The 11,467-nt window shown below is 67.2% G+C and carries 10 protein-coding genes and 2 riboswitches; all 10 genes read right to left on the reverse strand.

All coding sequences use genetic code 11. The features are described from left to right. Positions 1–107 precede the first annotated feature (107 nt). The gene (locus tag AC57BR_RS02700) at positions 108–3,164 is read right to left on the reverse strand and encodes an alpha-mannosidase (protein WP_496358224.1); all 3,057 of its coding nucleotides are present in this window, start codon (positions 3,162–3,164) and stop codon (positions 108–110) included. 226 nt (positions 3,165–3,390) lie between these two features. After that, positions 3,391–4,263 (reverse strand): formate dehydrogenase accessory sulfurtransferase FdhD, encoded by an 873-nt coding sequence (gene fdhD, locus AC57BR_RS02705; protein ID WP_496358225.1) that lies wholly within the window; start codon positions 4,261–4,263, stop codon positions 3,391–3,393. Between the two features lie 46 nt (positions 4,264–4,309). Beyond that, the gene (locus tag AC57BR_RS02710) at positions 4,310–5,755 is read right to left on the reverse strand and encodes a molybdopterin molybdotransferase MoeA (RefSeq protein WP_496358226.1); all 1,446 of its coding nucleotides are present in this window, start codon (positions 5,753–5,755) and stop codon (positions 4,310–4,312) included. Next, positions 5,752–6,099, reverse strand: a complete 348-nt coding sequence (locus AC57BR_RS02715) for a DUF6457 domain-containing protein (RefSeq protein WP_496358227.1) — start codon at positions 6,097–6,099, stop codon at positions 5,752–5,754. Before AC57BR_RS02715 ends, AC57BR_RS02710 begins: the two co-directional genes overlap by 4 nt. A 35-nt stretch (positions 6,100–6,134) precedes the next feature. After that, positions 6,135–6,743 carry a molybdenum cofactor guanylyltransferase gene (gene mobA, locus AC57BR_RS02720; protein ID WP_496358228.1) on the reverse strand — a complete coding sequence of 203 codons (609 nt, stop codon included), beginning with the start codon at positions 6,741–6,743 and terminating at the stop codon, positions 6,135–6,137. Between the two features lie 35 nt (positions 6,744–6,778). Further along, complete coding sequence (locus tag AC57BR_RS02725; protein ID WP_306921098.1) at positions 6,779–7,279, reverse strand: HNH endonuclease; 501 nt, start codon at positions 7,277–7,279, stop codon at positions 6,779–6,781. 222 nt (positions 7,280–7,501) lie between these two features. Further along, positions 7,502–8,290, reverse strand: coding sequence for an NlpC/P60 family protein (locus tag AC57BR_RS02730; protein ID WP_496358229.1), 789 nt, complete (start codon positions 8,288–8,290; stop codon positions 7,502–7,504). 101 nt (positions 8,291–8,391) lie between these two features. After that, positions 8,392–9,102, reverse strand: coding sequence for a C40 family peptidase (locus AC57BR_RS02735; RefSeq protein ID WP_496358230.1), 711 nt, complete (start codon positions 9,100–9,102; stop codon positions 8,392–8,394). A gap of 52 nt (positions 9,103–9,154) precedes the next feature. Beyond that, positions 9,155–9,324: riboswitch (cyclic di-AMP (ydaO/yuaA leader) on the reverse strand. A gap of 136 nt (positions 9,325–9,460) precedes the next feature. Continuing rightward, on the reverse strand, positions 9,461–10,285 hold the full coding sequence (locus tag AC57BR_RS02740) for a M23 family metallopeptidase (protein ID WP_496358286.1): 825 nt from the start codon (positions 10,283–10,285) through the stop codon (positions 9,461–9,463). Positions 10,286–10,296: 11 nt separating this feature from the next. Further along, positions 10,297–10,536, reverse strand: a riboswitch (cyclic di-AMP (ydaO/yuaA leader). A 149-nt stretch (positions 10,537–10,685) separates the two neighbouring features. Further along, positions 10,686–11,381 (reverse strand): iron-dependent transcriptional repressor DtxR, encoded by a 696-nt coding sequence (locus AC57BR_RS02745; RefSeq protein ID WP_496358231.1) that lies wholly within the window; start codon positions 11,379–11,381, stop codon positions 10,686–10,688. Positions 11,382–11,467: the final 86 nt, after the last annotated feature.

Raw genomic sequence — 11,467 nt, forward strand, 5'->3', positions numbered from 1 at the left:
TCCAGCGACCGCCACTGCCCCAAGCCTTCACCGTTTCGCCAAAAAGGGCCGCCCAGCAGCAAGCTGAGCGGCCCTTTATGGTAAACCGCAGGAGGCGGGGGCAGCTGTCAGCGGGCAAGCCTCAGTGTCACCAGCTGGAACGGCCGCAGGGTGAGCTCGGCGGAGTCCGCCCCGGCCACCACGCCCGTCGCCTCAACCGGCCGCTCGAGCAGGTCCACGGACTGGATTCCGGTGGCCGGGAAGTTGGCTGTGAGGCGTCCGGCCGAGCGCTGGCCGAGTGATTCGTACAGCCGGACGATGACGTCGCCGGAGCCGTCTTCGGCCAGCTTCACGGCTTCAATCACCAGGGCCGGGTTGTCCACAGCAACCAGCGCTTCGGCCGGGTGGGCGCCCCGCACCTTCCTCGGCGCGAGGTTGGCGCGGTAGCCTTCCTCCACTGCCTCGGCGATTCCCGCTGCCGGGCGGACCCAGACGTCAAGCACGTGCCTGCCGCGGTCGGCTTGGGGGTCGGGGAACTTGGCTGCCCGCAGCAGTGAGAGCCGGACGGTGGTGGTGGTCCCGCCGTCGTCCCGGACAGACCGGGCGACGTCGTGCCCGTAGGTGGAGGCGTTGGCGATGGCCACGCCGTACCCGGGTTCGGCGACGTGGATCCAGCGGTGCGCGCAGATCTCGAACTTGGCCGCCTCCCATGAGGTGTTCACATGGGTCGGCCGGAAGACGTGGCCGAACTGGGTCTCCGCCGCCGAGCGGTCGGCCCTCAGGTCCAGCGGGAACCCCAGCTTGAGCAGCTTCTCCCGTTCCTGCCAGTCGACCTCGGTGGAGATTCCCAGGGACGGGCTGCCCGCCGCCAGCGTGATGCGCTGGGTGATGCGGGAGGAACCGGTGAGCCGTTCCACCACGACGACGGCGTCCCCGCCGCGCCGCTCCAGCCGCACCTCCGCGGCGTCGGTCAGGCTGGTGACGTTCCGCCGGTAGAACTCGTCGATGTCCCAGGCGTCCCATTCGTTGGGGGTGTCGCGGTGCAGTTCCAGGTGGTTTCCGAACTGGCCGGGGGCGATGGCTTCGCGGCCTGTCCCGTGATCCCGCAGGGACGTCAGGAGCCCGTTGTCGTCCAGCACGGCACGGATAACGCCGTTGTCCAGGACGAAGCCGCCATCCAGCGGCGTGGCCTCAACCTCATCCTGGGCCTCGTCCTGGGTGGACAGTGCGTCCTGGGCTGGCACAGACGCTCCTGCCGCGAGCGCCGGGACTCCCAGCCGGCCATGGGGGCTGGCGTTGAGCAGGAACTCCCGTGTCCCTTCGCCAAGGAGGGCCGCGGCAGCCTCGCTGATGAGTGCTTCCAACCCCTTGGCCACGGCAGCGTAGTTGCGTTCGGCGTCCTGGTGCACCCAGGCGATGGCACTGCCGGGGAGGATGTCGTGGAACTGCTGCAGCAGGACCAGCTGCCACAGCCGCTTCAGCTCGGCCGCGGGGTACGTGTACGCCCCACCGGAACGGACGGCGGCGGTGGCGCACCACAGCTCAGCCTCGCGGAGGAGGTGCTCGGACCGGCGGTTGCCCTGCTTGGTCCTGGCTTGGCTCGTGTAGGTGCCGCGGTGCAGCTCCAGGTACATCTCCCCCACCCAGACCGGCAGAGCTTTGTACTCGGCCTCGGCCTGTTCAAAGAAGCTGCCCGGCGTTCCGATCCGGACTTTCGGCGAGCCTTCCAGGTCGGCCGCGCGGTGCGCGGCAGCGACCATCTCCCGCGTCGGTCCGCCGCCGCCGTCGCCATAGCCGAAGGGAACGAGCGAGATGGTGCCGTGTCCGTGGTCCCGGTAGTTGCGCTCCGCGTGGGCCAGATCCCGGCCGCTGAGTTCGGAGTTATACGTGTCCACCGGCGGGAAGTGCGTGAAGAGGCGGGTGCCGTCAATGCCTTCCCAGTTGAAGGTGTGGTGCGGCATCCGGTTGATCTGGTTCCAGGAGATCTTTTGGGTCAGGAACCAGCGGCTGCCCGCGGCCTTGACGATCTGCGGCAGCGCTGCGGAGTAACCGAAGGAGTCCGGCAGCCATGCTTCCCTGCACTCGACGTCGAATTCCTTGAGGAAGAAGCTCTTGCCTTCCACGAACTGCCGGGCCATGGCCTCTCCGCCTGGCATGTTGGTGTCGGATTCCACCCACATGCCGCCCACGGGAATGAACTGGCCTGACTTCACCTTTTCCCGGATGCGTCCGAAGAGCTCAGGGTAGTATTCCTTGATCCAGGCGAGCTGCTGGGCCGAGGAGCAGGAGAACACGAAGTCCGGGTCCTCGTCCATGAGGGCAACCACGTTGGAAAAAGTCCGGGCGCACTTGCGCATTGTTTCCCGCACCGGCCAGAGCCAGGCCGAGTCGATGTGCGCGTGCCCGGTGGCGAGCAGCCGGTGGGCGGAGGCGTAGGCAGGCCTGGCCAGCACCTCGGCCAGGGCAGCGCGCCCTTCCGCCGCGGTGCCCCCGACATCGTCGGGATCCATGGTGTCCATCATGCGCTCGAGGGCACGGAGGATCTCGTGCCGGCGCGGCAGTTCCGTGGGCAGCTCGTGCATGAGGCCGCTGAGCGTCACCACGTCCTGCTGGAGCTCCCACACGGCGCGGTTCAGTTCGGCTATGGCGATGCTGCCAAGGCGGTACTGTGGTTCGGTTCCCGCAGTGGACTTGTCCCCGTATGGAGTCGGCGCGAAGCTCCAGCCCTGGGCGACGTCCGGGTTGGCTGCTGCCTCCACGTAGAAGTCCACGGCAAGGCCGCTGCCCAGAAGCTTGAGCGGGATGTGCTGGTTGCGCGGCGAGATGGCCTTGATGATGGTGCCGTCCGGGCGCCACGCGATCCCCTCGCATTGGAAGCCGGGAATCTCCGTGGTGAAGCCGAGGTCCACCACGATCTCCACCTCGGTATCCGACGCGGTTCCCCAGGCATCCGGTACCTCCCCCTGGAGCCGCAGCCATTTTGTGCTCCACGGACGTCCCCAGGCGGCTCCGTGTTCCTGCGGCGTGAACTCCTGGCGCAGCGCCTCCAGAACCGGGACGGGTTCATCCGGAACATCCCAGCTGCTGAGCTCCAGCGGCACGCTGCGGCCGTAGATGGCGGGGATAATCCGTTCGCGGAGAAAGCGGTCCAGGCGGACTTCCGTGATCCGGCGGTCGTCGTGCAATGTGTACCTCTTTAGTACGTGAAAGCGAAAGCGGGCTGTGCTGGCTTTCGTGCGGGCATGGGCGTCGCGGTCAGCTTGGGTCCTGGCAGTTCAGCTGCGGTGTGAGTTCAACTGCGAGTGAGTTCAACTGCCGCCTGAGTTCAACTGCTGTGCGAGCGGAACAACGCTTCCATTCGATGGATAAAATCTACTGCTTTGGGGCCCGGCCGCCAAGGCCTCACGCCCGCTAGCGCGGCATCGGCGCAGGTGTCGAAATGCGGTCCGCACCCGCGTAGACGTTCAGGCTGGTTCCCCGGCTGAACCCGGCCAGCGTGACGCCGGTGGACTCTGCCAGCTCCACCGCCAGGCTCGAGGGTGCGCTGACCGCGGCGAGCACCGGGATGCCGGCCAGTGCGGCCTTCTGGACGAGCTCGAAGGAGGCCCGCCCCGAGACCTGGAGCACGGTGTTGGTAAGCGGCAGCCGCCGTTCACGCAGCGCCCAGCCAACCACCTTGTCCACCGCGTTGTGCCGGCCCACGTCCTCCCGCAGGCACAGCAGCTCCGCACCGCCGTCGTCGTCAATCCTGAACAGTCCGGCAGCGTGCACTCCTCCGGTCACGTCAAAGACTGCCTGCGCCTCCCGCAGCCGGTCCGGCAGGTAGGCGAGCGTTTCGACCGGAACGGTAAGCCGGTCAGCGGCGGGGTTGAAGTGCGAGGACTTGGTCACCGATTCAATGGAGTCCGTGCCGCAGATCCCGCACGAGCTGGACGTATAAACGTGCCGGCCGGTGTCCGGCAGGGGCACATCGGGCCGCAGCTGGGCTTCGACCACATTGAATGTCTGGACCCCGTTTTCGTCCTCGCCGGCGCAGAACCTGAGCGAGATCAGCTGGTCGGCGTCCCAGATGACGCCCTCCGAAACCAGGAAACCTGCCACGAGGTCAAAGTCGTCCCCGGGCGTGCGCATGGTGACCGAGAAGGACAGGTTGCCCAGCCGGATCTCAAGCGGTTCCTCCACGGCGAGCACGTCCTCGCGGTGCCTTACGGGGAACTCCAACGCCGCGGCCGAGCCGTCCAGGACGTAGCGGTGCACCTTGCGTCGTTGCGTTACACGGCCCATACGAGACTCCGCGATGAGTGGCTGTTCATGCCTCCATCATTGCACCTCAGTCGAGCAGGGCACTCCAGTCCACGGGCCCGCTTTGTGCTGCCTGCTTGGCGGAAGTGCGGGAGGAGGGCTTCCGCGCCGCGCTCTTGGGCTTGGGTTCGGCGCTCTTCGGCTCGGGAATGGCCGGACCCCAGGGCAGGGCGAAAGCCGGCACCATCTCGCCCAGCTGCACGCCGTGCGGCGGCACCACCAGGACGCCGTCGGCGGAGGCCAGTCCACGCATCATGCCGGGGCCGGTGTGCTGCGCTGGTGATGCCATGCCGTAGAGGAGCCGGAAGGGCATAAGCCGGGTTCGGCCGGGTTCGGGTTCGAACATGGTTCCGGAGGGAACTTCCCGGACCGGCGGCAGCTGCCCATGTCCGAGGGCGGCCAAGAGCGGCGCGCCCACCGTGGACAGCGCCATCATGGCGGCCAGGGGGTTGCCCGGCAGCCCCAGCACGAAGCGCCCGTCCGGCAGTTCGGCGAGGACGGCGGGGTGTCCCGGCCGCATTGCCACGCCGTCAATGATCAGCCGCCCGCCCAGTTCGGCCACGGCACGCCTGAAGTGATCGGTGCCGGACCGGCCGGTGCCGCCGGTGGTGACGACGACGTCGGCCGGCAGGTTTTGTGCCTCGGCGATGCCTGCGTCCTCGAGGCCCTCCAGCCATTCCCTGTAGCCGTCGCCGATGCGGACCTGTTCCCGGCACAGGCCACCCAGCATTTCCACCACCGTGCCCAGCTGGGGTCCGAAAGTGTCACGCACCCGCCCGGGCTGGGGCACTCCCTGCTCCACCACTTCGGAGCCTGTCAGCAGCAGTTTCACCACCGGTTTGCCGAGGACCTCCACCTCGTCGTACCCGGCGATGGCGGCGAGGGCCACGTGGGCGGGGTTAAGCACGACGCCGGCCCTGATCAGCACGTCGCCGGCAGCCGCCTCCTCTGCAGCCTTGCGGATGTGCTGGCCGTTCCTCGGTTCACCGGGCCGGGCGCTGCCGCCCAGTGTCAGGACAGGCAGTCCGTCGTCGTCCGTGGAGATCACCCCGCTTTCGGTGCGCAGCACCGCCTTGGCGCCGGGGGGAATCAGTCCGCCTGTTACGATCACGCTCGCCTGGTGCGGTGCCAGACGCTGCCCCGGCTCGGCAAGGATCCATGGACCTGTTCCGTTGACGGCCCAGCCGTCCATGGCGGAGGACGCATAGTGGGGCATGTCCTGATGGGCGGTGATGTCCGCGGCCAAGGTCCGGCCCACGGCTTCGCGCAAGGGAACGGGTGCCGCAGGGATCGGGGCAGCACAGTCGAAGGCTGCCTGCCGGGCCTCCTCCCAGGTGTGCGCCAGGTGCTTGGCGTGTGCGTCCGGCTCTCCCGGCGCTTCCGGTTCCCCCTGGCCCTCCGGCTCCCCCGCCGCGGCGGGTTCGACATCGGAAACGGGTTCCGCGTCAGAGCGGTGCTCGGGCGCGGCTGTCATTCCCCCGGAGTCCCGCTGGGCGCCGATGTGCCGGCGGAGCCCGCGGCCGGAGTACCTGCCGCAGCCTGCGCCTCATCGGCCGCGTAGGCTTTCGCAACGGCACGGGCCACGTCCATGGCGCTTTGCATGGCGTGGACGTCAGGTGCCTGGCCCGACGCACAGTCGAGGCCGGCGGCGAGCCCCGCTATGAAGGTTGTGAGGGGTGCAGCTGGGCGCACCACGGAGTGCGCTGCCACTCCCGCGACGGACAACACCTCGTTGATGTCCACGTCCACATCCTCGAGCTCAAAGGCCCGCAGCAGAAGACGGCACCATTCCTCAAGCGTCTCGTCCTGGCTTTTCATGCCTGCCTCCAAATTCACGGCGGTCCGGAATGCGGTCATTGCTCCCGGACAGCTACTCCCAACGCGGCGGCATCGTCCCACGTGTCCACGTCGTCCGTGGAGCCTGGGGGGACAACCACAGCCTGCACGTCAAGACTAGCAAGGAGGGCGAAGACTGACGCGTGAACAAGGGCGTTGCGGGCGGCGGCGTCCTGCACAGCGCGTTCCAGCGCAGCTGTGCTATAAAAAGCCGCCAGCGGCTGCAGCCGCCCGTCGGCCGACGCCGCCATGACGCCGTCCGCACCGGCGCCCTCCCCAGCGGCGCCGGTGAGTGCGTCCAGGAGTGCGCGGACGGCATCGCCCGCATGCGGCATGTCGCACGCGAGGACCAGGACCATGTCCGCGGGATCTGCACCCCGGAGCGCGGCAAGGCCCGCGGCGATTGCCGCGGCCGGACCTGCAAAGGGCGGATCCTCACGCGAGGTGAGAATGCCACCGGGGAGGCCCGCCGTTTCAGGTCCCACCACAACAGTGTGCCGGGCATCCGCGGCCGCCGCGAGGGAGCGCTCAAGGAGGGTGGCGCCGTCGAACATCAGGGCAGACTTGGGTGAGCCGCCCAGTCGCGAGGAGCGGCCGCCGGCCAGGATTACTGCGTCAAAGTCCACACACCCAGCGTAATGCTGTGCGGCTCAGACCAGCGTCAGGCTGCTCTTTCCGGAAGCAGGAACGGATCCCACGCCGGTGTGGGCTTCTCCAGCTCCTTGATCTGCCACATGGTGCCCACCGGTGGAGCCGGATCGAACCGGAGCTTCCAACCCATTTCACCGGGCGTGTGATCACCCTTGACGTTGTTGCAGCGGAGGCAGGCGGCGACAAGGTTCTCCCAAGAGTCGGCACCGCCCCGGGATTTAGGCTGGACATGGTCTATGGTGTGGGCTGCCTTGCCGCAGTAGGCGCACCGGTGGCCGTCGCGGCGGAGCACCCCGCGCCTGCTCACCGCCGTGATCATGTTGTACCGGGGACGGATGTAGCGGTTAAGGAGTATCACGGACGGACGGCCCATGATGTCCTGCGGCCCGACGACAGGATCGTCGCCTTCGGCCACCACGCTTGCCTTTCCGGTGAGCACAAGGACCAGCGCCCGGCGGAAGGTCACTACCGCCAGCGGTTCATATCCAGCATTCAGAACGAGTGTGCGCATGCACATACCTCTTCACGGCCGCACCCGGCAGAGGCGCGAGGGCCGGCTGCCCTCTGCATGTCCGGGCTATGGATCGACACCATAAGAGTAAACACTCACTAGGCAGATGAGCGAATCGAACACAAGCATCGTCATGGCGTGTCACCAAAAATTCATGCGGGCGCTAGGCAAAAAAGAACCCCCGCCAGCCGGCGGGGGTTCTTTCGTGACGCTTCGGTTGTCTTAGCCGCCGACGCGGATGAAGACCGGGCCGGAGCCGACGTTGACGCTGAACAGTGCGGTGGTTCCGCCGTTCCAGCCGCCGTGGACGGCCTGGCCGTTGCCGACGTACACAGCGATGTGGGCCAAGCCCATGCCGCCGTTCTGGTAGTAGGCGAGGTCGCCCGGCTGAGCTTCAGCAGCGCTGACGGTGCGGCCGAGGGACAGGTAGCCTGCGGGCCAGCCGTGGTAGTGGACGCCGACGGCTGCAAGTGCATTGGTGGCCAGCGCGGTGCAGTCCTGGGAGACGCCCAGCTGCGCGTAGGCAGCCGCAGCGATTGCAGCGCCCTTGCCGCTGGCGGCGGTGGTCTTCGGCGCTGCCGGGGCGGCGGTCTCGACGGCGGCGGTGGCCTGGACTGCCGGTGCAGCGTCGGCAACCGGAGCAGCCTCAACGGCGGGAGCGGCTTCCTGGACCTTGACAACAGGCTTGGGGGCCTCGACGACGGGAGCCGGGGTGGTGGAGACAGCAGGCTTCTCGTAGGAGATGGCGATGCTGGAAGCCGCGGAGATGGTGGACGGCGCAGCGGACTGGACCTCCAGCGTGGAAGCTGCGGCGGATTCGCGCTGGACGTTGGTCTCAGCGGCGTTGGCGGCGATGCCGCTGGTCAGGACAAGACCGGAAGCAGCAGCGATAACTGCTGCCTGGCGGCCCACGCCACCGGCGTTGTCGCCGACAGCCTTGGCAATGACAGCCAGCGAGTTGGTCTTCGTGACCTCGGCGCGGTGCCGTGCAATGGTCGCACGAGTAGTCATTAATTTCTCTCTTTCGTGTTCCACGGACCCGCGGTAGCAGGCCATGGGTTATCGACGCGCCGGCATCTTGGGGGTAAGCCGGCCCGCCTCGAATCGGATTCTTAGCGAAGGGTGTAAAAAGCGGACGTGCCCGTTGCGGACACCGCGTGCAGGAGAGTGCCCTGCGAGGGGTTCAGCGCGCTGATCATCATGCCGTTGCCGACGTAGATGCCCACGTGGGCGCCGCCGTTCTGCATGACCAGGTCGCCGGGAGCAGGCGTGGAGGTGGGCTTCATGGCGTTCCACGCGTTGACGCGGGGAATGCTGATGCCTGCCTGAGCGTAAACCCACTGGGTAAAGCCGGAGCAGTCCCAGCCGCTGGGCGTGGTGCCGCCCCAGACGTAGGGGCTGCCGATGCCGGTGTATGCGATTGCGGCCAGTCCGGAAGCTGCGGCGGAGGCCGCACCATCGGTGGACTTGGCGGTGACGGCCTGGGCCGCACCTGCGATCTCATTGGCGGCCTGGCCTGCGTCGGCCGTCTGGCTCTCATCGTTCGACTGCGGAGCGATGGTTTCGGCGACCGGGGCTGCCACCGTAGTGACGGCAGGACGCTCGAAGGAGACAGTGGCGGTGGGCGCGGCGGTCACAGCAAGCTGCGCGGCCTGGGATCCGGTCTCCGAGGAGGCGGAAACACCAATGTTGGCGTCGGCTGCGTTGGCAGGCATGCCAACGCTCAGGATGAGTCCTGAAGCAGCTGCGATGACAGCTGCCTGGCGACCTACTGTGCCGGCATTGGCGCTAACCGCCTTGGACACGGAGTCCAACGGGTTCATACGAACCGTCTGCGCGCGGTGGCGCGCGGCATTGTGGCGTGAAGACACGAAGGTAGCCTCTCCCAATGCCTGCGAGGTGAGCTGTCGGATTCGGATGGGAGTCACCCGGCCGCTCCGCTTCCTGGGAAGCATTGCGACTTAACCCCAAGGCCTTCTTGCGAAGACCAAAATTGGTTCCCCCGCCCCTGCCAGACGATGTAATGCGAACGGACCTTGAGCGGTGGCAGAGTTAGGCAATCCACTCAAGAGCGTCAACTTCGGAAAAGTTGACGCGGTTTAGACGGTACAGCAGTTCGGAGCCAATGTCACATTCAGGTCACGGCGTGTCACAGGAATGAGAGTGCTCACTCGGCTTGCCTCAGAGCCAGCCGGTGGGATCAACGACGTCGCCGTTGACCATCACTTCGAAATGGAGGTGGCAGCCGGTGGAGGCCCCTGTGGTCCCGCTGAGGGCGATCACTTCGCCCCGGGTGACCTTTTGGCCAACCTGGACGCTGGAGGACGACAGGTGGTTATACGTGGTCTCCAGGCCGTTCCCGTGATCGATCACCACGCGGTTGCCTCCCCCGTAGGGGTGCCATCCGGCGAACGTCACCGTGCCGCTGGCTGCGGCCAGTACCTCGGTGCCGCACTGGGCGGCGAAGTCCTGCCCACGGTGGAACTCGCCGGCGCCGCCGGTGATCGGGCTGACCCGGTAACCGAACGGCGAGGACTTGACCAGCGTGGTCAGCGGCCCTCCCAAGGTGCCCACCGAGGCCGAACGGCTGATGCTGCCGGCCGACTGGGCACTCAGGAGTTGCTTGAGCTTTCCGTCCGGGTCACCGGTGGTGGAGACCGACGTGCGGCTGAAGTCGATCTTTGCCGCCGCTTCAGCCGATACCTTCGGCTGGGCCGGTGAGGCAGCGGACGCTGACGCCCCTCCCTGCTGCTCTCCGGCAGCCAGGACAGGGCTGGTGGCGGGGACAGTAACTGTCAGCAGCAGGCCTGTGGCCGCAAGGGCTACGCCGGCTTTCTGCCCAACGCCACTGGCTGAGGCGAAATCCGTAACCTGGCGGAACGGACCCCGGCGGCGGCGGCGCGCTTCACGCTGGGCGTCCCGGGGACGGTCCGCGGCAACGGCCTCCGCGAGGCGCGGCTCCGGAGCGGGACCGGACGCGCGGCGGCGGCCCCGGGCATTCTGCATGGACAAGTACTGCTTCCTCTCTGGATAGCCTGCGAAGTTAGCTGTCGGATTCGGGTCAGAGAGTTCGGACCCGGTCCGCCGTAACAAGCCATTCCGGCACAGGGGTATCCCAGGAGGATTCCTTCTGCGGAAGAGACTTGCTGCTGCGGACTTCACCCCAAGGCTGTAGAAACAGCCGGTTGTGGTTCCCCCGCCCCTGCCAGTGGGTGACTTGCTGCTGATCTGCTGGCAGGGTTCGGCTCCAGATCAGGTAACGCTTTTGTATCGGCGTCGCCGTTTAACTATAGGCGATTAAAGGACGCAGTAATAATTCCGTTATATTCACTGTGCAAAAGTGGTAGGTCATCCTGCCTGCAGATGTCAGACAGGCCGCGGCATCCGCCCGGGGGGCGCTTGGAAGCTAGCCGACGCGTACGAACACGTGCGCAGCAACTTCCGGCGGCAGCTCAAGGGCGCCTTCGAAACCGGGCACGCGGACAGAGATGTACTCCCCCACACGCTCCAGCGAGACGGCGGCGCCGGGCCGGATCCCGCCTTCATCCAGCTGGAGCAGCAGCTCAGGCTCCACCTGGATGGGTTCCGCCAGGCGGCTGACGGTGACCTTGGACTCCGGGCCGTAGCCGGTCATGGCATCGAGCAGGTTCACCACGCCGTCCGAGAAGGGGCGGGCAGGCTGCCCGCCCAGTGCTGCCAGGCCGGGGATCGGGTTACCGTACGGCGACTCGGTGGGGTGGTCGAGCAACTCGTAGATCCTGCGCTCCACCCGTTCACTCATCACGTGCTCCCACCGGCAGGCCTCGTCATGCACGTAGGCCCAGTCGAGGCCGATAACGTCCGCGAGGAGGCGTTCAGCGAGCCGGTGCTTGCGCATCACCTCGGTGGCGCGTTTCCGGCCCACTTCGGTCAGCTCGAGGTGGCGGTCACCCGAGACGACGACGAGGCCGTCGCGCTCCATCCTGCCGATGGTCTGCGAAACGGTGGGGCCCGAGTGGCGGAGGCGTTCGGCGATGCGTGCCCGAAGCGCCACGATGTTCTCTTCCTCCAGCTCCAGAATGGTGCGAAGGTACATCTCCGTGGTGTCGATCAGATCCGTCATTCAGCTCAGCTCCTCGAGCACAGTATGTGTCCGTCCCACCGTACCGCGGGCCCGCCGCACCGGGGTCCGGCAAGCTGCAGCGGCGG

It is taken from the genome of Arthrobacter sp. BGA-UO-ETr-C19 (genome assembly GCF_059568005.1).

Excerpts from the sequence above, each read along its gene's own strand:
- fdhD (WP_496358225.1), bottom strand. The coding sequence starts at position 4,263 with ATGGGCCGTGTAACGCAACGACGCAAGGTGCACCGCTACGTCCTGGAC.
- AC57BR_RS02710 (WP_496358226.1), bottom strand. The coding sequence starts at position 5,755 with ATGACAGCCGCGCCCGAGCACCGCTCTGACGCGGAACCCGTTTCCGAT.
- AC57BR_RS02715 (WP_496358227.1), bottom strand. The coding sequence starts at position 6,099 with ATGAAAAGCCAGGACGAGACGCTTGAGGAATGGTGCCGTCTTCTGCTG.
- AC57BR_RS02725 (WP_306921098.1), bottom strand. The coding sequence starts at position 7,279 with ATGCGCACACTCGTTCTGAATGCTGGATATGAACCGCTGGCGGTAGTG.
- AC57BR_RS02730 (WP_496358229.1), bottom strand. The coding sequence starts at position 8,290 with ATGACTACTCGTGCGACCATTGCACGGCACCGCGCCGAGGTCACGAAG.
- AC57BR_RS02735 (WP_496358230.1), bottom strand. The coding sequence starts at position 9,102 with ATGAACCCGTTGGACTCCGTGTCCAAGGCGGTTAGCGCCAATGCCGGC.
- AC57BR_RS02740 (WP_496358286.1), bottom strand. The coding sequence starts at position 10,285 with ATGCAGAATGCCCGGGGCCGCCGCCGCGCGTCCGGTCCCGCTCCGGAG.
- AC57BR_RS02745 (WP_496358231.1), bottom strand. The coding sequence starts at position 11,381 with ATGACGGATCTGATCGACACCACGGAGATGTACCTTCGCACCATTCTG.